At 68.0% G+C, this 22779-nt stretch carries 25 protein-coding genes; 14 read left to right on the plus strand and 11 right to left on the minus strand.

The window, feature by feature from the left end; all coding sequences use genetic code 11:
- Positions 1 to 55 precede the first annotated feature (55 nt).
- Both era and AC2ITM_RS01800 read left to right on the plus strand, forming a co-directional pair.
- Positions 56 to 964: a GTPase Era gene (gene era, locus AC2ITM_RS01795; RefSeq protein ID WP_486468130.1), complete on the plus strand. Its 909-nt coding sequence runs from the start codon at positions 56 to 58 to the stop codon at positions 962 to 964.
- Positions 965 to 1042: 78 nt separating this feature from the next.
- Complete coding sequence (locus AC2ITM_RS01800) at positions 1043 to 1372, plus strand: DUF1491 family protein (RefSeq protein WP_486468131.1); 330 nt, start codon at positions 1043 to 1045, stop codon at positions 1370 to 1372.
- A 6-nt stretch (positions 1373 to 1378) separates the two neighbouring features.
- Here the strand turns inward: AC2ITM_RS01800 and AC2ITM_RS01805 are convergent, their stop codons facing one another.
- Positions 1379 to 2005, minus strand: coding sequence for a Pr6Pr family membrane protein (locus AC2ITM_RS01805; RefSeq protein WP_486468132.1), 627 nt, complete (start codon positions 2003 to 2005; stop codon positions 1379 to 1381).
- Between the two features lie 53 nt (positions 2006 to 2058).
- On the opposite strand from AC2ITM_RS01805, the gene recO reads away from it, so the two are divergent.
- Complete coding sequence (gene recO / locus AC2ITM_RS01810; RefSeq protein ID WP_486468133.1) at positions 2059 to 2793, plus strand: DNA repair protein RecO; 735 nt, start codon at positions 2059 to 2061, stop codon at positions 2791 to 2793.
- On the opposite strand, the gene AC2ITM_RS01815 is transcribed toward recO, so the two are convergent.
- Both AC2ITM_RS01815 and AC2ITM_RS01820 read right to left on the minus strand, forming a co-directional pair.
- Positions 2785 to 3330: a TetR/AcrR family transcriptional regulator gene (locus AC2ITM_RS01815; protein ID WP_486468134.1), complete on the minus strand. Its 546-nt coding sequence runs from the start codon at positions 3328 to 3330 to the stop codon at positions 2785 to 2787. The genes recO and AC2ITM_RS01815 overlap by 9 nt on opposite strands.
- Before the next feature lie 96 nt (positions 3331 to 3426).
- Positions 3427 to 4113 (minus strand): fumarylacetoacetate hydrolase family protein, encoded by a 687-nt coding sequence (locus AC2ITM_RS01820; RefSeq protein ID WP_486468135.1) that lies wholly within the window; start codon positions 4111 to 4113, stop codon positions 3427 to 3429.
- 138 nt (positions 4114 to 4251) lie between these two features.
- Between AC2ITM_RS01820 and ade the strand changes: the two genes are divergently transcribed.
- A complete protein-coding gene (gene ade, locus AC2ITM_RS01825; protein ID WP_486468136.1) occupies positions 4252 to 5952 on the plus strand; it encodes an adenine deaminase in 1701 nt (566 codons plus the stop codon).
- A 156-nt stretch (positions 5953 to 6108) separates the two neighbouring features.
- Here the strand turns inward: ade and AC2ITM_RS01830 are convergent, their stop codons facing one another.
- Positions 6109 to 7236: an alkane 1-monooxygenase gene (locus AC2ITM_RS01830; protein ID WP_486468137.1), complete on the minus strand. Its 1128-nt coding sequence runs from the start codon at positions 7234 to 7236 to the stop codon at positions 6109 to 6111.
- Between the two features lie 30 nt (positions 7237 to 7266).
- Complete coding sequence (gene mutY, locus AC2ITM_RS01835) at positions 7267 to 8358, minus strand: A/G-specific adenine glycosylase (RefSeq protein WP_486468138.1); 1092 nt, start codon at positions 8356 to 8358, stop codon at positions 7267 to 7269.
- Between the two features lie 78 nt (positions 8359 to 8436).
- Here mutY and AC2ITM_RS01840 point away from each other — a divergent pair, with 78 nt between their 5' ends.
- Together AC2ITM_RS01840 and AC2ITM_RS01845 are read left to right on the plus strand one after the other, a co-directional pair.
- Positions 8437 to 8946 (plus strand): DUF721 domain-containing protein, encoded by a 510-nt coding sequence (locus tag AC2ITM_RS01840; RefSeq protein ID WP_486469376.1) that lies wholly within the window; start codon positions 8437 to 8439, stop codon positions 8944 to 8946.
- 15 nt (positions 8947 to 8961) lie between these two features.
- Complete coding sequence (locus AC2ITM_RS01845) at positions 8962 to 9645, plus strand: DsbA family protein (protein WP_486468139.1); 684 nt, start codon at positions 8962 to 8964, stop codon at positions 9643 to 9645.
- A gap of 71 nt (positions 9646 to 9716) precedes the next feature.
- Here the strand turns inward: AC2ITM_RS01845 and AC2ITM_RS01850 are convergent, their stop codons facing one another.
- Positions 9717 to 10739 carry an NADP-dependent oxidoreductase gene (locus AC2ITM_RS01850; protein ID WP_486468140.1) on the minus strand — a complete coding sequence of 341 codons (1023 nt, stop codon included), beginning with the start codon at positions 10737 to 10739 and terminating at the stop codon, positions 9717 to 9719.
- Positions 10740 to 10850: 111 nt separating this feature from the next.
- On the opposite strand from AC2ITM_RS01850, the gene smpB reads away from it, so the two are divergent.
- From smpB to AC2ITM_RS01870, 4 genes are all read left to right on the plus strand, one after another.
- Positions 10851 to 11324 (plus strand): SsrA-binding protein SmpB, encoded by a 474-nt coding sequence (smpB, locus tag AC2ITM_RS01855; protein ID WP_486468141.1) that lies wholly within the window; start codon positions 10851 to 10853, stop codon positions 11322 to 11324.
- 73 nt (positions 11325 to 11397) lie between these two features.
- A complete protein-coding gene (sseA, locus tag AC2ITM_RS01860; RefSeq protein WP_486468142.1) occupies positions 11398 to 12246 on the plus strand; it encodes a 3-mercaptopyruvate sulfurtransferase in 849 nt (282 codons plus the stop codon).
- Positions 12247 to 12253: 7 nt separating this feature from the next.
- The gene (locus AC2ITM_RS01865) at positions 12254 to 13441 is read left to right on the plus strand and encodes an amino acid aminotransferase (RefSeq protein ID WP_486468143.1); all 1188 of its coding nucleotides are present in this window, start codon (positions 12254 to 12256) and stop codon (positions 13439 to 13441) included.
- Between the two features lie 89 nt (positions 13442 to 13530).
- Positions 13531 to 14118 carry a VOC family protein gene (locus tag AC2ITM_RS01870; RefSeq protein WP_486468144.1) on the plus strand — a complete coding sequence of 196 codons (588 nt, stop codon included), beginning with the start codon at positions 13531 to 13533 and terminating at the stop codon, positions 14116 to 14118.
- 3 nt (positions 14119 to 14121) lie between these two features.
- Here the strand turns inward: AC2ITM_RS01870 and AC2ITM_RS01875 are convergent, their stop codons facing one another.
- Together AC2ITM_RS01875 and dapA are read right to left on the minus strand one after the other, a co-directional pair.
- Positions 14122 to 14511, minus strand: coding sequence for a thioredoxin family protein (locus AC2ITM_RS01875; protein WP_486468145.1), 390 nt, complete (start codon positions 14509 to 14511; stop codon positions 14122 to 14124).
- A 109-nt stretch (positions 14512 to 14620) separates the two neighbouring features.
- Entirely contained in the window at positions 14621 to 15508 is an 888-nt protein-coding gene (gene dapA, locus AC2ITM_RS01880) for a 4-hydroxy-tetrahydrodipicolinate synthase (protein WP_486468146.1), read from the minus strand.
- A gap of 295 nt (positions 15509 to 15803) precedes the next feature.
- Between dapA and AC2ITM_RS01885 the strand changes: the two genes are divergently transcribed.
- On the plus strand, positions 15804 to 17714 hold the full coding sequence (locus tag AC2ITM_RS01885) for a lytic transglycosylase domain-containing protein (RefSeq protein ID WP_486468147.1): 1911 nt from the start codon (positions 15804 to 15806) through the stop codon (positions 17712 to 17714).
- Here the strand turns inward: AC2ITM_RS01885 and AC2ITM_RS01890 are convergent.
- The gene (locus tag AC2ITM_RS01890) at positions 17679 to 18545 is read right to left on the minus strand and encodes a DMT family transporter (protein WP_486468148.1); all 867 of its coding nucleotides are present in this window, start codon (positions 18543 to 18545) and stop codon (positions 17679 to 17681) included. The two genes, AC2ITM_RS01885 and AC2ITM_RS01890, sit on opposite strands and share 36 nt — an antisense overlap.
- Entirely contained in the window at positions 18542 to 19210 is a 669-nt protein-coding gene (gene mnmC2, locus AC2ITM_RS01895; RefSeq protein WP_486468149.1) for a tRNA (5-methylaminomethyl-2-thiouridine)(34)-methyltransferase MnmC2, read from the minus strand. The genes AC2ITM_RS01890 and mnmC2 overlap by 4 nt, the downstream gene beginning before the upstream one ends.
- A gap of 65 nt (positions 19211 to 19275) precedes the next feature.
- Here mnmC2 and AC2ITM_RS01900 point away from each other — a divergent pair, with 65 nt between their 5' ends.
- On the plus strand, positions 19276 to 20316 hold the full coding sequence (locus AC2ITM_RS01900; protein WP_486468150.1) for an NAD(P)/FAD-dependent oxidoreductase: 1041 nt from the start codon (positions 19276 to 19278) through the stop codon (positions 20314 to 20316).
- Positions 20317 to 20412: 96 nt separating this feature from the next.
- Here AC2ITM_RS01900 and AC2ITM_RS01905 read toward each other — a convergent pair whose 3' ends face one another.
- On the minus strand, positions 20413 to 20823 hold the full coding sequence (locus AC2ITM_RS01905) for a PaaI family thioesterase (protein WP_486468151.1): 411 nt from the start codon (positions 20821 to 20823) through the stop codon (positions 20413 to 20415).
- 172 nt (positions 20824 to 20995) lie between these two features.
- Here AC2ITM_RS01905 and AC2ITM_RS01910 point away from each other — a divergent pair, with 172 nt between their 5' ends.
- The gene (locus AC2ITM_RS01910; protein ID WP_486468152.1) at positions 20996 to 21937 is read left to right on the plus strand and encodes a class 1 fructose-bisphosphatase; all 942 of its coding nucleotides are present in this window, start codon (positions 20996 to 20998) and stop codon (positions 21935 to 21937) included.
- Positions 21938 to 22075: 138 nt separating this feature from the next.
- On the plus strand, positions 22076 to 22771 hold the full coding sequence (gene rpe / locus AC2ITM_RS01915) for a ribulose-phosphate 3-epimerase (RefSeq protein ID WP_486468153.1): 696 nt from the start codon (positions 22076 to 22078) through the stop codon (positions 22769 to 22771).
- The last annotated feature ends 8 nt before the right edge of the window (positions 22772 to 22779 follow it).

A 22779-nucleotide genomic window follows, 5' to 3' on the forward strand; every position in this document is an offset into this window, starting at 1 on the left:
TGGCGTGTCGGGCTATTCTGCCCTAGAGAGCGCGCTTCCAGCGAGGGAATTCGTCATGAGCACACGCGCGGGCTTCGTCGCCCTGATCGGAGAGCCGAATGCCGGCAAGTCGACCCTGACCAACCGTATGGTCGGGGCGAAGGTGTCGATCGTCACGCACAAGGTGCAGACAACGCGGGCCAGGATCCGCGGCGTGGCGCTGGAGGGCGACAGCCAGATCGTCTTTGTCGACACGCCCGGGCTGTTCCAGCCCAAGCGCCGGCTGGATCGCGCCATGGTCGCGGCCGCCTGGGGCGGGGCGGCGGATGCCGATGTGATCGTGCTGCTGGTCGAGGCGCATCGCAACATCAGCGAGGGGGTCGAGCGGATCCTGGAGGGCCTGGCCGAGCTGCCGAAGGGCCGCCGGGTGGCGCTGGCGATCAACAAGATCGACCGGGTCGAAGCGCAGAAGCTGCTGACCCTGGCCGAGGCGCTGAACGAGCGCTACGCCTTCGAGAAGACCTTCATGATCTCGGCCGAGAAGGGCCATGGGGTGAAGGATCTGAAGGCCTGGCTGGCGGGCGAGGTGCCGGAAGGCCCGTGGCTGTATCCCGAGGACCAGATCGCCGATCTGCCGATGCGCATGATCGCGGCCGAGATGACGCGCGAGAAGCTGACCCTGCGGCTGCACCAGGAACTGCCCTACCAGCTGACGGTGGAGACCGAGCACTGGAACGAGCGCGAGGATGGCTCGGCGCGGATCGACCAGATCATCTATGTCGCGCGCGACGGCCACAAGGGCATCGTGCTGGGCAAGAAGGGCGAGACGATCAAGGGCGTCAGCAAGGCCGCCCGCGAGGAGCTGGAAGAGTTCCTGGGCCGCAAGGTGCACCTGTTCCTGCAGGTGAAGGTGCGCGAGAACTGGCTGGAAGAGGCCGAGCGCTATTCCGAGATGGGCCTGGATTTCCGTGACGGCAACAGCTGAGGCGCGGCGGGACGGGGGCGGACGCTGGCTGCCTGCGGCAGCAACGCCCCGCCCACCGTCCCTTGCGGGAGGACTGCCATGCGTCTGAAGGCGCGGATCTGGGTCGATGCCTATCTGACGCGGCTGCGCCTGATGGAGATCCCGGCCTTTGTCACCGCCCATGGCGATGACGGGGCGGGGGCGGTGCTGGTCAAGCTGAACACGCTGGACGGGCAGGCGCGGCTGTTCCAGCTGGGGTTCGACCTGATGAGCGGCGATCGCCGCTGGCAGGTGCTGGCCGAGGGGGATGAGGCCCAGGTCGATGCGGCGGTGCAGCGGCAGCGCGGCTTCGACCCGGACCTCTGGGTGATCGAGGTCGAGGACCGCCAGGGCCGCCACCTGCTGGACGAGCCGGGCTTTGCCGACTGAGCGTGATCAGGCGCTGCGCGAGAACAGCCTGCCCAGCCAGATCACCACCCAGCCGGTCACCAGGAAGACCAGGGCCAGCAGGCCCAGCCAGACGAAGACGCCATCCCAGCCATCGGACTGCGGGTTCAGGAAGAAATAGGGGTAGCGGCCGTCGAGGCTGCCGCGCCAGAAGGCGTAGACCGCGTAAAGTCCGGGCCAGATCAGCCAGACCAGCGCGGTGCGCAGCTGCATCTGCGGCTTTGGCACCAGGAAGCACCAGTAAAGCAGCACCAGCGCCGGCACCACCGTGTGCAGCCCCTGGTCGGCCAGCATCGCGACGCCGGTCGTGGGCTGGTAGAGCAGGCCGTGGTAGATCGCGCCGGTCAGCACGATCCAGACCGTCAGCCCGCCCATCCACACCCGCCCGAGCGAGCGCCCCAGCAGCACCGTCAGCAGGAAGCTGATCATCACCAGCGCATTGGTCAGGATGGTAAAGTAGCGTGACATCCGCCACAGCACGGCACCAAGGCCGTCGCCGGGGGCATCGTGCAGCGACACCAGGACCTGGGTGATCAGGGCGGCCGCCGTCACCAGCAGCACCAGGGTCGAGACGACCCGCGCGAACGGGGAGAGAGCATCAGAACGAAAATCCATGCGCGCAAGCTGATGGATCTTGCCCGCACCCGCAACCCCACCGATGATGCGCCATGGAATGGCGCGAGGAAGGCATCCTGCTGACGGCACGCGGTCACGGCGAAAGCGCCGCGATCGTCGAAGCCTTCACGCCTGCCCGCGGGCGCCATGCCGGACTGGTGCGCGGCGGCGCGGGGCGGCGCCTGGCCCCCCTGCTGCAACCCGGCGCCCAGCTGGAGTTTACCTGGCGTGCCCGGCTGGAGGATCAGCTTGGTCACTTTTCCGTGGAACCCGTGCGCTCGCGCAGCGCGGTGGCACTGGGGGGCGACCGGCTGGCGCTGGCGGGGCTGAACGCGGTGACGGCGCTGCTGTCGTTCTGCCTGCCCGAGCGCGAGGCGCATCTGCGCCTCTACCACGAGACCGAGCGCCTGCTGGATCTGCTGGGCCAGTCCGATCTGTGGCCGCTGGCCTATCTGCACTGGGAAATCGCGCTGCTGGAGGATCTGGGCTATGGCCTGGACCTCGCGGCCTGCGCGGTGACGGGGGCGACCGAGGGGCTGGCCTATGTCTCGCCCAGGACGGGGCGGGCGGTGACGCGGGCGGGGGCGGGGGACTATGCCGACCGGCTGCTGCCGCTGCCGCCGGTGCTGAAGGGCGAGGGCATGGCCTCTGACGCCGAGATCGCCCAGGCGCTGCGCGTCACCGGGCATTTCCTGCACAACCACCTGGCGCCGGAACTGGGCAGCAAGCCGTTGCCCGATGCCCGTGACCGCCTTGTCGCCCGGATCGAGAAACGCGCCCTAGCGTAGCGCCAGCACCAGATCGACCAGCGTGTCGAGGGCGCTTTCGTTGCGCGCCAGGGCCTCGTCCCCGTTGGCATCGCACAGCGCCGTCATGCCGACACGCGCCGCCATCAGCATCCGCGCGATGTCGGGATTGGTGACGCCCACCGCGCGCAGCAGCGCCTGCAGATGGGTCAGTCGGGCGGCATCGACATGGGCCAGCACGGCGGCGGCCTCGGGGTCGGTGCGGGCCCAGGCGCGGATGGCGGCCTCGATCTCGATCTCGGGGGCGTGGCCTTCCTTGACGATCGCATGCAGCTGCGCCACCGCGTCGCGGCGGTCGTCGGGGACGGTGTCGGCCAGGGCGGCGGCGCCCTGCCAATAGGCCAGCAGCGCCTGCCGGAAATGCGGCACATCCGGGAAATGCCAGTAGAAAGAGCCCTTCGTCGTCTCCAGCACCCGGGCCAGGGGTTCGGCCTTCAACGCTTCTGGCCCCGCTTCTGCGAGGGCTTCCAGACCGGCCTGCAGCCAGTCTTCCGGGGAAAGGCGCGGTTTACGACTCATGCGGAAACGCTAGCGCAGCTTCTGCATTGCAGCAATCGGTATGCTGGTCCCGGACCGCTGCCGGTGCGGCCGGTCCGGGACAGGGTGACGGCGGCCTTATTCGGCGGCGGTCACGGTCAGTTCGACCGGGCTCAGCCCGTCGATCGTGCCGACCAGATGGTTGCCGGGCAGCACGGGGCCGACCCCTTCGGGGGTGCCGGTAAAGATCAGATCGCCCGCGCCCAGCCGGTAATAGCCCGACAGGTGGCACAGCACCTTGACCACGTCGTTCAGCATCAGGTCGAGGGTCGAGGCCTGCCGGACCGTGCCATCCACCGTCAGGCCGATCTTCTGGTCCCCGACGGCAAAGGCATCGGCCTTGGTGATCGGGGCCACCACGGCGCCGCCGCGGAAATCCTTGCCCAGGTCCCAGGGGCGCTGCTTCTTGCGCTCGTAGGTCTGCAGGTCCCGCCGCGTCATGTCGAGGCCGCAGGCATAGCCATAGACGGCAGCGGCGGCTTCCTCGGGGGTGGCGCGGAACAGCGGCGCGCCCAGGGCCACGACCAGCTCCATCTCGTGCTGGCAGTCCTCGGTGCCGGGGGGATAGGGCAGGCTGGCGCCGGTCAGCAGCATGTTGGCGGGCGACTTGGTGAAGTAGAAGGGCGCCTCGGGGATCTCGTTGCCCAGTTCGGCCGCATGGGCGGCATAGTTGCGCCCGACGCAGAAGATGCGGGCCACGGCATAGCCGTCGGTTTCGCCCTCGACGGGGATCAGGGGAAGGGCGGGCAGGTCGAAGATCGGCATCGTCAGGTCCTTTCGGGCGGTTCGCGCCAAGGGTTACGCCTGCCCCCGGGGCTTGTCACCTGCTGCCGCCGCGCCGTGCTGGACAAGGGCGGGCCTTCCGGTTTTCCTGACGCCACACCCTTGCAACCGGAGCACGCCATGACCCTTCCCCCCCTGTCCCAGATGATTGCCCAGGGTGCGGGCGATGCGCCTGCCGATCTGGTCCTGAAAGGCGGCCGGGTGCTGGATGTCGTCACCGGCGCGCTGCTGGAAGGCGACGTGGCGATCTGCGGCAGTCATATCGTCGGCATCATGGACAGCTACCAGGGCGCGCGGGAAATCGACGTCACCGGCCGCATTCTGGTGCCGGGTTTCATCGACACGCATCTGCATATCGAAAGCTCGATGGTGACGCCGCATGAATTCGACCGCTGCGTCGGCCCGCGGGGCGTCACCACGGCGATCTGCGACCCGCACGAGATCGCCAATGTCATCGGCGTCCCGGGGATCGAATACTTCCTGGCCTGCGCCACGGAAACGCTGATCGACATCAAGGTGAACCTGTCGTCCTGCGTGCCGTCCTCGCATATGGAAACGGCCGGCGCCCGGATCGAGGCGGCGGATCTGGCGCCCCTGCGCGACCATCCCCAAGTCATCGGGCTTGCGGAATTCATGAACTATCCCGGGGTGATCTTCCAGGATCCGGGCTGCATGGCCAAGCTTGAGATGTTCCGCGGCGGCCATATCGACGGCCATTGCCCGCAGCTGGCGGGCAAGGGGCTGAACGCCTACATCGCGGCCGGCATCCGCACGGAACACGAGGCGACGACGGCGCAGGAGGCCCGCGAGAAGCTGCAGAAGGGGATGCGGGTGCTGATCCGCGAGGGGTCGGTCTCGAAGGACATGGTGGCGCTGCAACCGCTGCTGAGCGATCTGACCTCGGCCTACATGTGCCTGTGCACCGACGACCGCAATCCGCTCGACATCGGCGAACACGGTCACCTTGATTTCATGATCCGGGAACTGATCCGCATGGGCTGCCCGCCGCTGGCGGTCTATCGCGCGGCGTCGCTTTCGGCGGCCGAGGCCTTTGGCCTGAAGGACCGCGGCCAGATCGTGCCGGGGCGGCGCGCCGACATCGTGGTGCTGCCGGACCTCGAAACCTGCCGGGCGGAAATGGTCCTCTCGGCGGGCGTGGTGCTGGAGGACGCGGCCTTCGCCGCCCGCTCCGTCACGGCTCCGGTGGGCCGCAACTCGGTCCGGGCGCCGGTGGTGACGGCAGATCACTTCCGCAGCACCGAGAACCGCGAGGACACCCATGTCATCGGCATCGTCGAGGGCAAGATCATCACGGAACACCTGCATGAGGTCATCGCGATCGAGGACGGCGACAAGCGCCCGGACCCCGCCCGCGACCTGGTCAAGATCGCGGTGGTCGAGCGTCATGGCATCAACGGCAACATCGCCTCGGGCTTCGTGAAGGGGTTCGGGCTGCAACGCGGCGCCATCGCTTCGACGGTCTGCCACGACCACCACAACATCGCCTGCGTCGGCGTCGACTACGACGACATGGCGCTTGCCGCCAACCGGCTGGGCCAGATCGAGGGCGGCTTCGTCGTGGTGGACGGCGGCAGGATCCTTGCGGAACTGCCCCTGCCGGTCGCGGGCCTGATGAGCCTCGATCCTTTCGAGGCGGTCCGCGACGCCCTGGTCGAACTGCGCGCCGCCGCCAAGACCCTTGGCGTGACGCTCGAAGAACCCTTCCTGCAGCTTGCCTTCCTGGCGCTGCCGGTGATCCCCGCCCTGAAGATCACCGACCGCGGCATGGTCGATGTCGTGAAATTCGAGATCATCTCCTGAACCGGCCCGGGCAGGGGGGCTTTGCCCCCCCGCCGCTCCTGCGGAGCGCCTCCCCCCAGAGTATTTACGGTCAGATGATGAAGAACCCGCTTCCCTGTCATCTGACCAGAAATACTCCGGGGGAGTCTCCGCAGGAGACGGGGGCAGAGCCCCCTTCTAGGCGTCCAGCCCGGGATGCTGGCCGGATTTGTAGGGAGCCCAGTCGGTGATCTCGGGGTAGTGGCGGCGGCGCCAGGCGCGGACTTCGGGGTTCATCCGGCGGCGCCAGAGCGGCGGGATCGCGGCCAGGAAGGCCATCGCGGGATAGCCCATGGGAAGTCGCGGTGCGGTATCCTCGGGGGGCAGCTGCAGCAGCGGATAGCGGCGGTCGGGGCGGCCGTGGTGGTCCGAGTGGCGCTGCAGGTTGATCAGCAGGCGATTGGTGGCGCGCTGCGGTGCGTTCCAGCTGTGGTGCGGGCGGGTCGGTTCGAACCGGCCCTGCCCGAGGTATTTCCGCGTCAGGCCGTAGTGCTCGATGTAATTCGTCAGTTCCAGCATCCAGACCGCGACCAGCGCCTGCCAGAGGAAGAGGAGCAGGCCCAGGGGGCCTCCGGCGAGGCAGGCGAGGGTCAGCATCAGAAGTTGCAGTGCGCCGTAGCGCCAGAAGGGGTTGCGGCGGTCAAGGGGGGGCAGGCCCCGGCGGATCAGGCGCCGGCGTTCCGTCTGCCAGGCCGAGCGGGGGCAGTCGCGCAGTACGCGCCAGAAGAAATGCGGGAACCCTTCGTTGTAGCGGGCGGTAGCGGCGTCACGGGGGGTGGCGACGGCGGCGTGATGGACATGCAGGTGCTCGGTCCGGAAATGGCTGTAAAGGACCATGGCCAGTAGGATATCGGCCAGCCAGCGTTCCGCGCGCGCCGGCTGGTGCATCAGCTCGTGTGCGTAGACGATGCCGATGGCGCCGGTCATCGCGCCCATGCCGTAGAACAGGAAATAGAGCTCCAGCCCGGTCAGGTGATCCGTGCGGCAGGTGTACCACAGCGTCCAGAACAGCACGGCGCACTGCACCGGCACCCAGATCCAGATGATCGCACGGTGCCAGGTGAGGCGCGACAGGGGCGTGTCGGGGTTGGGGTTCGCCTCATCCGAGCCCAGCACCCGGTCCAGCACCGAGGCCAGCACGAAGGCATAAAGCGGCACCAGCAGCACCGTCCAACCGCCGCAGAGCGCCCCCGTGACCATCAGCGGCGCCAGCGCCAGAGAGGCCCAGAAAGGCGCCGCCGCAGGCGGGTTCGGGACGGATGGCATGGTGACCTCGCATCATCAACCTGTGGCTGATTATGCGAAGTCCGACCGCGCCAGGTCAAATGCCTTGCGCATCACCGTGGGCAGGTCCGAGGGGCGGAAGATGCCGGGGGGCAGGAAGTCTCCGGTGCGGGGCACGGCGTTCAGGCCGACCTGCGCCACCCGGACCTGCAGGATCAGGTGGAAATGGGTGAAGGTGTGCAGTGCCTCGGCCGGAAGCAGCTGCCAGTCGGCTTCCAGCGGGGCGTCGTGGGGCGGCACGGCTTCGGCCCAGTCCGAGCCCGGCCAGCCCAGCATTCCCCCCAGCAGCCCGCGGTCGGGGCGGCGTTCCAGAAGGAAGGCACCGTCCGAGCGGCGCACGATATAGGCGATGCCGCGGCGGGTGGGCTTGGGTTTCTTCGGCGTCTTCTTCGGCAGGTCCGCGGCGGTGCCGGCGATGCGCGCGGCACAAGGGTCGCGCCAGGGGCAGATGCCGCAGGCGGGCGAGCGTGGCGTGCAGATCGTGGCGCCCAGATCCATCACCGCCTGGGCATAGTCGCCGGGGCGTTCGGTGGGCGTCAGGGCGGCGGCCAGGGCCGTCAGTTCCGTCTTGGCGGCGGGCAGGGGGGTATGGACATCGTGCAGCCGCGCCATCACGCGCTCGACATTGCCGTCGACCACCGTGGCCGGGCGGTCGAAGGCGATCGAGGCCACGGCGGCCGCAGTATAGGGCCCGACGCCCGGCAGCGACAGCAGCCCCTGCAGCGTGTCGGGGAACCGCCCTCCATGGTCCGACACCACTGCGCGGGCGCATTTCAGCAGGTTGCGGGCGCGGGCGTAATAGCCAAGGCCCGCCCATTCGCCCATCACATCCGCATCGGGCGCCGCCGCCAGATCCGAGACCGTCGGCCAGCGGGCGGTGAAGCGCAGGAAGTAGTCGCGCACCGCCGCCACCGTGGTCTGCTGCAGCATGACCTCGGACATCCAGACATGGTAGGGGTTGGGCCGCACGCCCGCCTTGCGCGCGGCCGGGGGGACGCGCCAGGGCATCTCGCGCGCATGGCGGTCGTACCAGTTCAGCAACTCTGCCGCTGTTGCGACCGTTTCGGGGTTCGCGTATTGTCCTGCCTGCACCGTTTCACGCATTCTTTATGGTTGTCGGGGGCTTTGCTATGGCTATGCCCGCTTGTCCGACTAGAATAGTGCGGAACAGAGGGAATGCCCATGCCGCCGCGCCGCCAGACCACGACCTACGGGTTTACCCGCACTTACGGGCTGCTGGAAAGCAGGATCCGCAAGGCGGGCGAGTCGCGCGGCTTTGCCGTATCCAAGCTGCTGACCCACTGGGAGGAGACCGTCGGCCCCGACATGGCCGCCATGGCCCGCCCGGTCGAGGTCAAGTACGGCCGGTCCGACATGGGGGCGACGCTGGTCCTGCTGACCACGGGGGCCAATGCGCCGCTGCTGGAAATGCAGAAGGAACAGCTGCGCGCCCGCGTCAACGGCGTCTACGGCTATAACGCGATTTCCCGCATCCGCATCACCCAGACCGCCCCCACCGGCTTTGCCGAGGGGCAGGTTGCCTTCCGCGGCAAGCCGAAGGCCCAGGAAAAGGCCCCCGATCCCGAGGTCGTGCGCAAGGCGCATGACCAGGCGGACGGCGTGCAGGATCCCGGCCTGAGGGCCGCCCTCGAAGCCCTTGGGCGCAACGTGCTCGGCTCTTCCAGTCACTGAGAAAGGAAACACCCAATGGATCGCAGATCCCTCATCGGCGGCGGTATCTCTGCGCTTGCCCTGATGGCCACCTCGGGCCTCTGGCTGGGCACGGCGGGCGCCGCGCTGGCGCAGGACGCGAAATCGGGCGACGACAAGGCCGCCGAGCCGAAGATCGATACCTCAAGCATCCAGGACATGGTGCTGGGCGAGGCAAGCGCGCCGGTCACGCTGATCGAATACGGGTCCTACACCTGCCCGCATTGCCGCGACTGGCACAACGAGGTCTTCGCGGACATCAAGAAGAACTATATCGACACCGGCAAGGTGAAGTTCATCTTCCGCGAGGTCTATTTCGACCGCTACGGCCTGTGGGCCTCGTTGATCGCGCGCTGCGATCCGATGCGCTTCTTCGGCATCACCGACATGCTGTACGAAAAGCAGAAAGATTGGTTGAACGGCGCCAAGTCCGAGGCCGAGATCGCCGACAACCTGCGCAAGCTGGGCAAGGTCGCGGGCCTGTCGGATGCGCAGCTGGATGCCTGCCTCTCGGACGAGACGAAGGCCCGCACGCTGGTCGCCTGGTACCAGGAAAAGGCCAAGGCGGACGACATCACCGGCACGCCCAGCTTCCTGATCAACGGCACCAAGTACTCGAACATGAGCTATGCCGACATGTCGAAGCTGCTGGACGAAGCGATCGACAAGTCCAAGTCCTGATCCCCGAAGGGATTTTCCGGGGCGGCCCTGCCATCGGTGGCGGGGCCGTTCGCGTTTTCGGTGGCGGAGCGCTACAGCGCCACCACCTGCTTGCCCTTGTTGCCGCCCCTCAGCATCGAGAAGAACGCCTGCGGCGCGCTTTCCAGCCCCTGCGACAGGTCCTCCAGATAGGCGATCTGGCCGCTTTGCACCTTGGGCGAGACCTCCTCCAGGAACTGGTCGAAGAGGGGCAGGTGATCGGTTTGCAACAGGCCCTGGATGGTCAGCCGCTTGACCAGCGCCATCCGCCAGACCTTCTGCAGCGGCATCTGGCCGGTGGCGTCGGTTTCGCCGGAATACCAGGCCACGGTGCCGCAGACGATGATCCGGCCATGGGTGTTCATCACCGGCAGCACACCGCCCAGGGTGACGCCGCCGACGTTCTCGAAGTAGATGTCGACGCCCTTGGGGCAGACCTCGTGCATGGCCTCCATCATCTTCAGGATGGTGTCATGCGCACGCCGGTCCAGGCAGGCATCGAAGCGGAAGGTTTCCAGCGCCAGGCGGCGCTTGTCCTCGCCGCCGGTCACGCCCACCGTGTGCAGCCCGGCCTCGCGCGCCAGCTGCCCCACCATAGAGCCCACAGGCCCCGTGCAGGCGCCCACCACCAGGGTTTCGCCCGGCGCCATCCGGCCATAGGCGCGCAGCCCCGACCAGGCGGTGAACCCGGGCATCCCCAGCACGCCAAGCGCCGTCGAGGGCGTCTGATGTGCCACAAGCTTGCGCAGCCGCCGCGCCGGCAGGCAGCCATGGGTGGCCCAGCCGAACATGCCGAACACCACGTCCCCCTCGCGGAACTTCGCATCCCGGCTGGCAATCACGGTGCCGACGCCGCCGCCGCCCATGGTCTGGTCCAGCTCCTGCGGTTCGGTGTAGCTTTGCACATAGTCCATCCGGCCCCGCATGTAGGGATCAAGCGAGAAATGGCTGAGTTCCACCAGCACCTCTCCGGTGCCGGGCTCGGGCAGGGGGGCCTCTTCCAGGCGAAAGTCGGCCTCGACCGGAAAGCCCGAGGGGCGGCGCGCCAGCACGAAGCGTCTCATTGTCCTTGTCATCTTGACCTCCCTATCTTCGCCCCCCAGATCCCAGGGTCGGGCGCAGCCTAGGGCCAAGGGGTTACCGGGCGATGGACAGCCCCCGCCCGCCTGACGTAAAGAGGCCCGATCATGGCACAGAAAAAATCCGATCCGAACTACAAGGTCATCTCCGAGAACCGCCGTGCGCGGTTCGACTACGCGATCGAGGACGACCTCGAATGCGGGATCCTGCTGCTGGGATCCGAGGTGAAATCGCTGCGCAAGGGCCAGTCCAACATCGCCGAAAGCTATGCCGCGGTCGAGAACGGAGAGCTGTGGCTGGTCAACAGCTACATCGCCCCCTACGAGCGCGCGATGTTCAGCCACGAGGAACGTCGCCGCCGCAAGCTGCTGGTTTCCAAGAAGGAACTGTCGAACCTCTGGAGCCTCACACAGCGCAAGGGCATGACGCTGGTGCCGATCGTGATGTATTTCAACGACCGCGGCATCGTGAAGCTGAAGATCGGCATCGCCAAGGGCAAGAAGAACCACGACAAGCGCGCCTCCGAGGCCGAGCGCGACTGGAACCGCCAGAAGCAGCGCCTGCTGAAGGAAAACCACTAGGACGCGGCGCTTGCCTTGCCGGTCCACTGACGATAGGGAATCGGCGTTTCTCAAGGCAGGAAAGGGCCGCGTCATGCAGGATGATCCGAAGGTTCTGGTCTCGACCGGCTGGCTGGCCGACCATCTGAAGGACCCGGACCTGCGGCTGCTGGATGCCAGCTGGTTCATGCCGGGGTCCGGCCGCGACGCCCGCGCCGAATACGAGGCCGGGCATATCCCCGGCGCCCGCTTCTTCGACATCGACGAGATCTCGGACCAGCGCTCCGAGCTGCCGCATATGGCGCCGCCGGTCGAAAAGTTCATGTCCCGCCTGCGCGCCATGGGCGTGGGCGATGGCCATCAGGTGGTGGTCTACGACAGCCAGGGGATCTTTTCCGCCGCCCGCGTCTGGTGGACCTTCCGCCTGATGGGCCAGTTCGACGTGGCCGTGCTGGACGGCGGCCTGCCGAAATGGAAGGCCGAAGGCCGCCCCGTCACCGATGACGAGCCGGTGATCCGCGACCGCCACATGACGGTGCGCCGCCAGAACCAGATGGTCAAGGATGTCACGCAGGTGTCCTCGGCCTCGAAGCTGGGGGATTACGCGATCGTCGATGCCCGCGCCGGTGCGCGGTTCCGCGGCGAGGTCCCCGAACCCCGTCCGGGCCTGCGGTCGGGTCATATCCCCGGCGCGCGCAACGTGCCCTTCGACACGCTGCTGTCCGAGGGCCAGATGAAATCCCCAGAGGCGATCCGGTCGATCTTCGAGGCCGCCGGTGTCGATCTGTCGAAACCCGTCATCGCCAGCTGCGGCTCGGGCGTGACGGCGGCCGTGCTGTGCCTGGCGCTGGAGCGCATGGGCAAGTCCGATCACGCAATCTATGACGGCTCCTGGGCGGAATGGGGCGCCTTCCCCACCCTTCCCGTGGCCACCGGAGAATGAGAGAGACATGTTCGAGAACCTGAAGCAACAACCGGCCGACAAGATCCTGGCGCTGATGGAGACCTTCAAGGCCGATCCGCGCGGCGACAAGATCGACCTGGGCGTCGGCGTCTACAAGAACGCCGAGGGCGTCACCCCGGTGATGCGCGCCGTGAAGGCCGCGGAAAAGAAGATCTGGGAAGAGCAGACCTCGAAATCCTACACCGGTCTGGCCGGTGATCCGGCCTATGCCGACGCGATGATCGGCCTGGTGCTGGGCGATGCGGTGGACCGCGCTCAGGTCGCGGCCGTCGCCACCCCCGGTGGCACCGGTGCGGTCCGTCAGGCCTTCGAACTGGTCAAGATGGCCAACCCCACGGCCCGCGTCTTCTATTCCGATCCGACCTGGCCGAACCATGTCTCGATCCTGCATTACCTGGGGATGGAAACCGTTTCGTATCGCTATTTCGACAGCGAAACCGGCGCGGTGGACTTTGACGGCATGATCGCCGACCTGCAGACCAAGCTGCAGGCCGGTGACGTCGTGCTGCTGCACGGCTGCTGCCACAACCCGACCGGCGCCAACCTGAACCTGGTGCAGTGGAAAGAGGTCGTCGCGGTGCTGAACGCCAAGGGCGCGATCCCGATGATCGACATCGCCTATCAGGGCTTTGGCGACGGTCTGGACGCCGATGCCGAAGGCACCCGCTATGTCGCCGCCAACGTGCCGGAACTGCTGATCGCGGCGTCGTGCTCGAAGAACTTCGGCATCTACCGTGAACGGACCGGCCTGCTGATGGCGATCGCGGCCGATGCTGGCAAGACCAAGATCAACCAGGGCTCGCTGGCCTTCCTGAACCGCCAGAACTACTCGTTCCCGCCGGATCACGGGGCGCGCATCGTCACCACCATCCTGACCGATCCCGCCCTGCGCGCCGAGTGGGCCGCCGAGCTGGAAGAGGTCCGTCTGGGGATGCTGGAGCTGCGCAAGGGCCTGGCGTCCGAACTGCAGCGCCTGACCGGATCCGACCGCTTCGCCTTCCTGGGCGAACATCGCGGCATGTTCTCGCGGCTGGGCGCCTCGGCCGAGCTGGTCGAGAAGATGCGCGCCGACAGCGGCATCTACATGGTGGGCGACAGCCGCATGAACATCGCCGGGCTGAACACCAAGACCGTGCCGATCCTGGCCCAGGCGATCGTCGACGCCGGCGTCTGAAACGCACAGGGAACCTGCGCGCGGGCCGGTTGACGGCCCGCGGCACAACCGCCAGCATGATCCCCGAAACCAGCAAGGGGGACGGGGACATGCGCAAGATCCAGGCCCAGGGGGTGCATCACATCACCCTGACGGGGGCGGACCGCCAGACCAGCATCGATTTCTGGGAGGGCGTGCTGGGGATGCCGCTGATCTTCGATCAGCCGAACCTGGACGATCCGCAGCAGGGGCATCTGTATTTCGATCCCGGTGACGGCCGGCTGATCACCATCTTCACCAACGAGACCCGCAAGCCCGTGCATGATCGCACGCCGATGGATCCGGGCTGCGTGCACCACATCGCCTTCAACGTCAGCCGCGCCAGCTTCAGCCAGGCGGCCTCGCGGCTGGAGGCGCGCGGGATCAAGCATTCCGGGGTCAAGGACCGGGGCTTCATGGATTCGATCTATTTCAAGGACCCGCTGGGCCTGCTGATCGAACTGGCCACCTACAAGTTCGAGCCCCCCACCGGCTGCACCCATGCCGATGTGCTGCTGCGCGCCCATATCCTGCGGGTCGAGCGTGGCGATTACAACATCGCCGAGGAACACCTTGCCGATGCCATCGAGGAGCTGGTGCTGGAAACCACCGGGTCGCTCTCCGAAGATCGCGGCCCGGCCGATCCCTACACCCGCTAGGCGTCACTTCTGCGGCAGCGACTGGTCCAGCCAGGCATCGAAATCCTTCTGGTCCATGTAGCCCGCGGTGCGGAAGCCCGGCTTGCCGTCATGGAACAGCACGAAGGTGGGCATGGCGTTGACCTTGTACTGCTCGGTCTCGGTGATCAGCGACACGGCATCGACATTGACGATGGTGATGTCCTTGCGCGCGGCCGCCACCTGATCCAGCACCGCGACCTCGTCCTCGCAGGGTTTGCAGGAGGGCGACATGAAGGCCGCCAGCACATAGCCCTGCTGGCTGGGCTGGATCACCTGGGCGTCGAAATCCGACGTCTGGTTGACCTGCGGCACCGCGGCCAGGGCCGGGGTGGCAAGAAGCCCCATCAGGGCGGGAAGAAGTAGTCGTTTCATCGGGACCCCCGGACATGAAGAAGGGCCCGGCGCAATGTCCGGGCCCTTTCCATGTACAAGAGGCCCCGCAGGGCAAAAGCCAAATGCCCGTGAGGGCGGCGTGATCCGCTCAGGCGGCGGCGGTTTCCAGCAGGCCCGCATGGGCCAGGGCGGCGCGGATGGCGGCCTTGGTGGGTTCTTCCAGCGGCATCAGCGGCAGGCGTACCTCGGCCGAGCACAGCCCCAGCAGCGACATGGCGTATTTCGCCCCGCAGACGCCCGGTTCCATGAAGATGGCGGTGTGCAGCGGCATCAGCAGGTCCTGGAATTTCAGCGCGGTCGCGTAGTCGCCCGCCAGGCAGGCGGCCTGCATGTCGGCGCACAGCTTCGGCGCGACGTTCGCCGTGACCGAGATGCAGCCGACGCCGCCCATGGCATCGAAGCCGACGGCGGTCGCGTCCTCGCCCGAGAGCTGGCAGAAGTCGGGGCCGCAGGCCATGCGGGTCTGGGCGACGCGGGCCAGATCGCCCGTCGCGTCCTTGACGCCGATGATGCGCGGCAGCTGCGCAAGCTCCGCCATGGTGGCGGGCTTCATGTCGATGACCGAGCGGCCGGGGATGTTGTAGATCACGATCGGCAGATCGCAGCAGTCATGCATCGCGGTGAAATGCGCGATCATGCCCCGGGCGGTGGGCTTGTTGTAGTAGGGCGTCACCACCAGGGCGGCATCGGCGCCCACTTCGGCGGCGTGCTTGATCAGGCGGATGCCTTCCAGCGTGTTGTTGGCACCGGCGCCCGCGATCACCGGGATGCGGCCGGCGGCGGCCTTCACGACCTCTTCCACGACCTGCTCGTGTTCGCGCAGGCTGAGGGTGGGCGATTCGCCCGTCGTGCCCACCGGAACCAGCGCCGAGGAGCCCTGCTCGACGTGCCAGTCCACGAGTTTCTTGAGCGTATCCAGATCCAGCGCGCCGTCCTTGAACGGCGTGACCAGGGCAGGGATGGACCCTTTGAACATGACACGCTCCTTCTACGTATGGCGGGTGGCGAACGCATCGACCGGACCCGGGTGGCTGGTCCCGTAAGCTTGTGATTTCCAGTGCAGGGGACCACAGAATATCATGGCAGCGTCTATCCGCTCAGAGGGGGTAAAACAAGTGATCCGACCGCCGTTCCCGGCCCTTTTCGCGCTCTCGGTGGCCTTTGGCACATGGGGCGGGGCCGCTGTGGGTCCGGCGGCCGCGCAGCAGGCCGCAGCCTCCGCGCCCGCCGCCCCGACCCCGGTCGTCCCTTCCCCCGCAGACGCCCCCGCGGTGGCCGTGCCACGGGCGCCCCGGCCCCTTGCCTGGGCCGAGGACGCCGCCGACCGCGGCGACTGGGACCGCGCGCTGCAGATCGCCGGACGCGACGGCCCGGTGGCCGAGGCGCTGATCACCTGGCGCAAGCTGCGCGCGGGCGAGGGCACCCCGGAGGAGGTCCTGTCCTTCCTGCAGGCGCATCCCGACTGGCCGGGGCTGGACCTGCTGCGCCGCCGCAGCGAGGCGGGCTTTGCCGGGGCGACGGCGGACCAGATCGCGGCCTTCTTTGCCGGGCACCGGCCGGTGTCGGGGCTGGGGGCGATGCTGTGGGCGCAGATCCTGAAGGACCGGGGAGACCGCCGCCGCGCCGAGGCCGTCATCACCCAGGCCTGGACCGGCCTTGTCATGACCGAGGGCGAGCAGACGGCGATGCGCGCCGCCTGGCCGAAGGTGACGGCACGGGGCGATGCGGCGCGGCTGGACATGCTGTTCTGGGCCGGGGCGCGGGCACAGATCGCGGTGCTGCTGCCGCTGTTGCCGGACGACCTGCGCAACCTGGGGCTGGCGCGGGAACTGGCGCGGGCCGGATCGCCCGAGACGACGGCCGCGATCGGCATGCTGCCACGGACCCGGCGCGATGATCCGGCAGTGGCCTACGGGCTGTTCCGGGCGATGCTGGACAAGGGCGACACCGACGGCGCCCGGGCGCTGCTGCTGCAGCAAAGCCTGCGGCCCGGCGGACTGGGTCATCCCTCGGCCTGGGCCAGCCAGCGCCGCTTTTGGGCGCGTACCGATTTCCAGGACGGCAACTATCTGCAGGCCTATCAGGTGGCCTCGCACAACCAGCTGACCTCGGGCGAGGATTTCGCCGATCTGGAATGGCTGGCGGGCTACATCGCGCTGCGCGAGCTGCACCAGCCGGAACTGGCGTTGCAGCATTTCCACCGGCTGCGGGCGGGGGTGGGGGCGCCGATCTCTCTGGGGCGGGCCTGGTACTGGATCGGCCGCGCGCAGGAGGCGCTTGGCGATCAGACGGCGGCGCAGGCGGCCTATCGCAACGGGGCGCGCTACCAGACCAGCTATTACGGGCTGCTGGCGGCCGAGAAGGCCGGCGCCCCCTTCGATGCGGCGCTGGCCGGGGCGGATCCGCTGCCCGACTGGCATGTCCCTGGGATCGAAGATTCGGACCTGCTGAAGGCCGCGATGCTGCTGCGGGCCTCGGGGCGGGCGGGGGCGGCGGAACCCTTCGTGCTGCAACTGGCCGCGGGCCAGGATCGCACCGGGCTGGAGCGGCTGGCGAAATTCCTGCAGGATCAGGGCGATGCCCATATGCTGATCCTTCTGGGCAAAGAGGCCGCCGGGCGCGGCATCATCCTGCCGCAGGCCTATTACGCGCTGCATCCGCTGGCCCAGCTGCCGCTGCCGGTGCCGCCCGAACTGGCGCTGTCGATCGCCCGCCGGGAAAGCGAATTCGACCCGTCTGCCGCCAGCTCCGTCGGCGCCAGCGGGCTGATGCAGCTGATGCCCGGCACGGCCGACAAGGTGGCGCGCGATCTGGGGATTCCCAACAGCCCGGCGCTGCTGACCGGCGACTGGGCGCATAACGCGACGCTGGGCTCGGCCTATCTGGCCGAGCTGGGGCTGATGTTCGACGACAATCCGATGATGGTGGCGGCGGCCTATAATGCCGGGCCCGACCGGGTGCGCAGCTGGATCGCCACCTATGGCGATCCGCGCGATCCCGCTGTCGATCCCGTCGACTGGGCCGAGGAAATCCCCTACCGGGAAACCCGCAACTACGTTCAGCGCGTCACCGAGAGCCTGCCGGTCTACCGGGCGCGGCTGGGGCTGGACCCCCTGCCGCGACCGTTCAGCCGGGAACTGGCCAGCTCAACGCTTCTGCCGCTCGCGGAAGAAGGTAAATAGCCCGGCGCTGATGATCAGCACCGCCCCGATGGCCACGTTGGTGCGGATGTGCTCTCCGAAGACGGGGATGGCGATCATCGCGCCGAAGGCCAGCTGGAAATAGGCAAAGGGCTGCACGGCCGAGGCCTCGGCGATCTCGTAGACGCGGATCAGCAGGTAATGCCCGCTGGCGCCCGCGATGCACAGGATCAGCATCAGGATCCAGTCGGTGCCGGTCATCGGCTCCCAGTAGAAGATGCCGACGGCGGTCAGCAGCACGAAGCCCACCACCCCGGTCCAGAAGAACGACGTGGCCGAGCTGTCCTGCCGCGCCACGTATCGGTTCAGCAGCCCGTAGCCCGCGAACATCAGCGCCGCGATCAGCGGGATGATGGCGGCGGGCTTGAAGACGCCAAAGCCCGGCTCCAGGATGATCATCACGCCGACAAAGCCCACCCCGATGGCCGACCAGCGCCGCCAGCCGACCTTTTCGCCCAGCACCGGGCCCGAAAGTGCTGCGATCAGCAGCGGGTAGCAGATGAAGACGGCCTGGGTCTCGATGATGCCGAGGTAGGTGAAGCCCACCACCATGACGCAGATTTCCAGCGCCAGCAGGGCCGAGCGGAAGAACTGCACGACGGGTTGCCGGGTGGCTGCGGCCGCGCGCAGGCTGCCCGCCTGGCGGATCCCCATGGCGATCACGAAGGCGGCGAAGAACCAGTAGCGGATCATCACCACCATCAGCACATTGTAGCTGTCCGACAGGTGCAGCGAGAACGCGTCCTGCATGGCAAAGATCAGTGTGGTGAGGATCATCATCATGATCCCCTTGTTGTTGTTCTGTTCGGTCATATCCGTCTGGCCCGGGTCATGTGACGCTTGCGGCCAAAGCCCGGCGCCCGCGTCACCTCGAAGCCCGATGCGGCCAGCGCCCGGCGGACATGGCCCGCGGCGGTATAGGTCGCGACCGTGCCGGAAGGCGCCGTATGGTCGTGCACGGCCTGCATCAGCGTCTCTTCCCACATTTCAGGGTTTTTCGCGGGGGCGAAGCCATCAAGGAACCACGCATCCGCCTGTTCGCGCCACGCGGGCACTGTCAGGCGCGCATCGCCCGTGACCATGCGGAAGTCCAGATCCCGCAATGCAAAGGTGCTGTTGCCCCAATAGGGAGAAAGCTCTTGCGACAGTTCTGCCACTTCGGGAAAGGCGGCCTGGGCGCGGCGCATGTCGGCGGGGGCCATGGGGTAGGCCTCGAAGGTGGTGTAGCGCAGGGTGCCGGGGCTGCCGGCCGCGCGCCACAGCTTCAGCACCGCCAGCAGGTTCAGCGCCGTGCCAAAGCCCAGCTCGGCCACGTGGAAGCCGTCGCGGAAACGCTCGGGCAGGCCGTTGCCTGACAGGAAGACATGCGCGGTTTCCGCCAGCCCGTTGCCCAGACTGAAATAGGGGTCGTCGAACCGGGTGGCGACGGGAACGTCGTCCTCGGTCCAGTCAAGCTCGGGCGGCGGCTGGTCCTGCATCTGGGTATCCTCTAGGAAGGCTCCGGGCGGCCGGAGCGGGCCGAAGATGGATAAGAGGTGCGCAAATGGCAAGGATCGACGTGACGGTGCGGGGCGCGGGAATCTTCGGGCTGGCCTGCGCCTGGGCCTGCCAGGGACGCGGTGCGCGGGTGCGGGTGGTCGATCCCTTCGGCGTGGGCGCCGGGTCATCCGGCGGGGTGGTGGGGGCGCTGGCGCCGCATGTCCCCGAGACCTGGAACGAGAAGAAGGCCTTCCAGCTGGAAAGCCTGCTGATGGCCGAGGCGTTCTGGGCCGAGGTCGAGGCGGTGGCGGGCCGATCCGCGGGCTATGGGCGGACGGGGCGGTTGCAGCCGCTGGCCGATGCCCAGGCGGTCGAGCTGGCGCGCGGCCGCGAGGGCACGGCGGCCGTGCTGTGGCAGGGCCGGGCCGACTGGCGGGTGGTCGAGGCGACGGGTGCGGCCTGGGAACCCGCAAGCCCGACCGGCCTGCTGGTCTGGGACAGCCTGACGGCGCGGGTGCATCCCCGCCAGGCCTGCGAGGCGCTGGCGGCGGCGATCATCGCGCGCGGCGGCGCGGTCGTGGCCGAGGCCCCCGACGAGGGCGCGGTGATCTGGGCCACGGGATCGGCCGGTTTGCAGGAGATGTCGGCGCTGGCAGGCCGGCAGGTCGGCGTGCCGATCAAGGGCCAGGCGGCGGTGCTGGGGTATGATGCGGGGGCGGGCGTGGCGCAGATCTTTGCCGGTGGCGTCCATGTGGTGCCCCATGCCGACGGCACCGTGGCGATCGGATCGACCACCGAGCGCGAATTCGACGGGCTGGGGTGCGATGCGCAGCTGGAGGACGTGATTGCCGCGGCGCGGGCGGCCGTGCCGGTGCTGGCCGGGGCGCCGGTGCTGGCCCGCTGGGCCGGGCTGCGGCCCCGGGCGCGGAGCCGCGCGCCGATGCTGGGGGCCTGGCCGGGGCGGCCGGGGCAGTTCATTGCCAATGGTGGTTTCAAGATCGGCTTCGGCATGGGGCCGAAGGTGGGCGCGGTGATGGCGGATCTGGTGCTGGAGGGCGATGCCTCGGGGATCCCGGAGGGGTTCCGGGCCGAGGCACTGTTCTGAGGCGCTGATGGTGCCGCGGGGAAGGGGGCGCTGCCCCCGCAGGCCTGCGGCCTGCTCCCCCGGAGTATTTCCGGTCAGATGATGAAGAACCGGTGCCTAGCGGCCGCGCAGGCGGAAGACGCCGGTGGCGGTGGCGCAGAGCGTGCCCTGGCTGTCGATCATCCGCGCCTCGGCGAAGAAGGTGCGGGCGCCGCCGCCGGTGCGGGTGCCTTCGGCGATGAGGTGGGTGCCCTGCGCGGGGGCGATGAAATTCACCGACAGGTTCAGCGTCATTGCCATCTGGCGGGTGTCCGGATCGCCGGTATAGGTACCGGCAAAGCCCATCGCCGTGTCGCCCATCACCCCGTGGATGCCGCCGTGCAGGATGCCGTAGCGGTTGCCCAGGAAGGGCGCGAGGGGGAGTTCGATCCGGGCGAAGCCGTCGTGCCAGGCGGTCAGCCGGTAGCCCAGGTGCTGCTGGATCGGATAGGGGGCTTCGATGAGGCGGGGGTCGAGGGCGTCTGTCACGGGGGCTCCTGCAAAAACTGCGGGCAGTGTGACCTGTGGTGTGCCCCGGGGAAAGGGGGCGCTGTGGCCTGGTGGCGCTAACCCCGTGCTTGTGGGGCGCCTGCGGGTGGAAAGGGATTTCATGGCCCGGGGCGATGTGGAATAACCCGGGGCAACGTGAGAGGAGTCCTTCATGTCTGCCATTGATAAAAGCCTTGTTCCCGAAGCCCTTTTCCCCACCATCGAGGCGCTGTGCGCGACCGCGGTGACGCTGTCGGCGGTGATCGCGCGGGGCCCTCTGGGCCAGTCGCTGGGCGCCGGGGTCGGCGAGAATTCCGATGGCGACCAGCAGAAGGCGCTGGATGTCATGGCCGACGAGATGTTCGAGGCCGCACTGAAAGACGCCGGCGTCAGGCATTATGCCTCGGAAGAGCAGGAAACCGTTCTGACGCTGGACGCGGGCGGCGCCTATGCGCTGGCGATCGACCCGCTGGACGGGTCTTCCAACATCGATGTGAACGTGACCATCGGCACGATCTTCTCGATCTTCGAGGCCGAGGAGGAGGCCGAGGCGAGCTTCCTTCGGCCGGCGTCGCAGCAGATCGCGGCGGGTTACATCGCCTACGGGCCGCAGACGCTGATGGCGGTGACCTTCGGGGCGGGGACGCATCTTTACGTGCTGGACCCCGAGACCGGCGCGTTCGAGCTGGCGACCGGGCAGATGGATCTGCCGGTTGCGGCCAAGGAGTTCTCGATCAACGCGTCGAACCGGCGGCACTGGAGCGCGCCGGTGCGCGCCTATGTCGAGGAATGCGAGGCGGGTGTCGAGGGCGCCAAGGGCAAGAACATGAACTTTCGCTGGGTCGGCAGCCTGGTGGCCGAGACGCATCGCATCCTGACCCGGGGCGGCACGTTCCTGTATCCGTCGGATGCGCGTAAGGGCTACGAGAAGGGCCGGCTGCGGATGGTCTACGAGGTGGCGCCGATGGCCTTCCTGGTCGAGCAGGCGGGCGGCAAGGCCACCGACGGCAGGACCCCGATCCTGGAGCTGGAGGCCGGTGCCCTGCATGAGCGTTGCCCGCTGGTCTTCGGTTCGTCCGAGGAAGTGGACCGGATCGCCGAGCTGCACGGCTGAGGCCGGGATCCGCGTGGCGGAGCGCCCTGGCGGGCGCTGCCTGCGGCGCAGGTATTTGGAACAAGAAAATGACAGGGCGCTTTCCCTTGCGGGGAGGGCGCTCTATACGGGCGGCGTTCTTGGAAAGGGAGCCGCCCGATGACTGCCGCCTTCGACCGTAACCTGAAGATCGCTCCGTCGATCCTGTCCGCCGATTTCGCCAATTTCGGGGCCGAGATCGAGGCCGTGGAGGCGCAGGGCGCCGACTGGATCCATGTCGACGTGATGGACGGGCATTTCGTGCCGAACCTGACCTTCGGCCCGCCGATGTGCAAGGCGATCCGCAAGCACATCAAGACCGTCATGGACGTGCATCTGATGATCGCGCCGGTGGATCCCTATATCGAGGCCTTTGCGGATGCGGGCGCCGATGTGCTGACCGCGCATCTGGAGGCCGGGCCGCATATCCATCGCACGCTGCAGGCCATTCGCGGGGCCGGTTGCAAGGCGGGCCTGGCGCTGAACCCCGGCACCCCCGTCGAGGCGCTGGACTATCTGCTGGACATGGTGGACCTGGTCTGCGTGATGACGGTGAACCCGGGCTTCGGTGGGCAGAAGTTCATCCACTCGCAGGTCGCCAAGGTCGCGAAGCTGCGCGCCATGATCGGTGACCGCCCGATCCATATCGAGATCGACGGGGGTATCACGCCGGAAACCGCGCCGCTGATGTGGAATGCCGGGGCGGATGTGCTGGTGGCGGGCTCGGCCGTGTTCAAGGGCGGTTCGGTGGCAAATCCCGCGCCCTACGGTCAGAATATCCGGGCGATCCGCACCTCCTGCGATACGCTGGTCTGAGGCGCTGT

The organism is Pseudooceanicola sp. NS-SX9, from assembly GCF_057380705.1.

Coding starts and splice junctions, on each gene's coding strand:
- dapA (WP_486468146.1), bottom strand. CDS start 15,508: ATGTTCAAAGGGTCCATCCCTGCCCTGGTCACGCCGTTCAAGGACGGC.
- mnmC2 (WP_486468149.1), bottom strand. CDS start 19,210: ATGCAGGACCAGCCGCCGCCCGAGCTTGACTGGACCGAGGACGACGTT.
- AC2ITM_RS01875 (WP_486468145.1), bottom strand. CDS start 14,511: ATGAAACGACTACTTCTTCCCGCCCTGATGGGGCTTCTTGCCACCCCG.
- AC2ITM_RS01820 (WP_486468135.1), bottom strand. CDS start 4,113: ATGCCGATCTTCGACCTGCCCGCCCTTCCCCTGATCCCCGTCGAGGGC.
- ade (WP_486468136.1), top strand. CDS start 4,252: ATGACCCTTCCCCCCCTGTCCCAGATGATTGCCCAGGGTGCGGGCGAT.
- AC2ITM_RS01865 (WP_486468143.1), top strand. CDS start 12,254: ATGTTCGAGAACCTGAAGCAACAACCGGCCGACAAGATCCTGGCGCTG.
- AC2ITM_RS01815 (WP_486468134.1), bottom strand. CDS start 3,330: ATGAGTCGTAAACCGCGCCTTTCCCCGGAAGACTGGCTGCAGGCCGGT.
- smpB (WP_486468141.1), top strand. CDS start 10,851: ATGGCACAGAAAAAATCCGATCCGAACTACAAGGTCATCTCCGAGAAC.
- AC2ITM_RS01845 (WP_486468139.1), top strand. CDS start 8,962: ATGGATCGCAGATCCCTCATCGGCGGCGGTATCTCTGCGCTTGCCCTG.
- era (WP_486468130.1), top strand. CDS start 56: ATGAGCACACGCGCGGGCTTCGTCGCCCTGATCGGAGAGCCGAATGCC.
- AC2ITM_RS01870 (WP_486468144.1), top strand. CDS start 13,531: ATGCGCAAGATCCAGGCCCAGGGGGTGCATCACATCACCCTGACGGGG.
- AC2ITM_RS01800 (WP_486468131.1), top strand. CDS start 1,043: ATGCGTCTGAAGGCGCGGATCTGGGTCGATGCCTATCTGACGCGGCTG.
- AC2ITM_RS01850 (WP_486468140.1), bottom strand. CDS start 10,739: ATGACAAGGACAATGAGACGCTTCGTGCTGGCGCGCCGCCCCTCGGGC.
- sseA (WP_486468142.1), top strand. CDS start 11,398: ATGCAGGATGATCCGAAGGTTCTGGTCTCGACCGGCTGGCTGGCCGAC.
- AC2ITM_RS01805 (WP_486468132.1), bottom strand. CDS start 2,005: ATGGATTTTCGTTCTGATGCTCTCTCCCCGTTCGCGCGGGTCGTCTCG.
- AC2ITM_RS01900 (WP_486468150.1), top strand. CDS start 19,276: ATGGCAAGGATCGACGTGACGGTGCGGGGCGCGGGAATCTTCGGGCTG.
- AC2ITM_RS01910 (WP_486468152.1), top strand. CDS start 20,996: ATGTCTGCCATTGATAAAAGCCTTGTTCCCGAAGCCCTTTTCCCCACC.
- rpe (WP_486468153.1), top strand. CDS start 22,076: ATGACTGCCGCCTTCGACCGTAACCTGAAGATCGCTCCGTCGATCCTG.
- AC2ITM_RS01840 (WP_486469376.1), top strand. CDS start 8,437: ATGCCGCCGCGCCGCCAGACCACGACCTACGGGTTTACCCGCACTTAC.
- mutY (WP_486468138.1), bottom strand. CDS start 8,358: ATGCGTGAAACGGTGCAGGCAGGACAATACGCGAACCCCGAAACGGTC.
- AC2ITM_RS01830 (WP_486468137.1), bottom strand. CDS start 7,236: ATGCCATCCGTCCCGAACCCGCCTGCGGCGGCGCCTTTCTGGGCCTCT.
- AC2ITM_RS01890 (WP_486468148.1), bottom strand. CDS start 18,545: ATGACCGAACAGAACAACAACAAGGGGATCATGATGATGATCCTCACC.
- recO (WP_486468133.1), top strand. CDS start 2,059: ATGGAATGGCGCGAGGAAGGCATCCTGCTGACGGCACGCGGTCACGGC.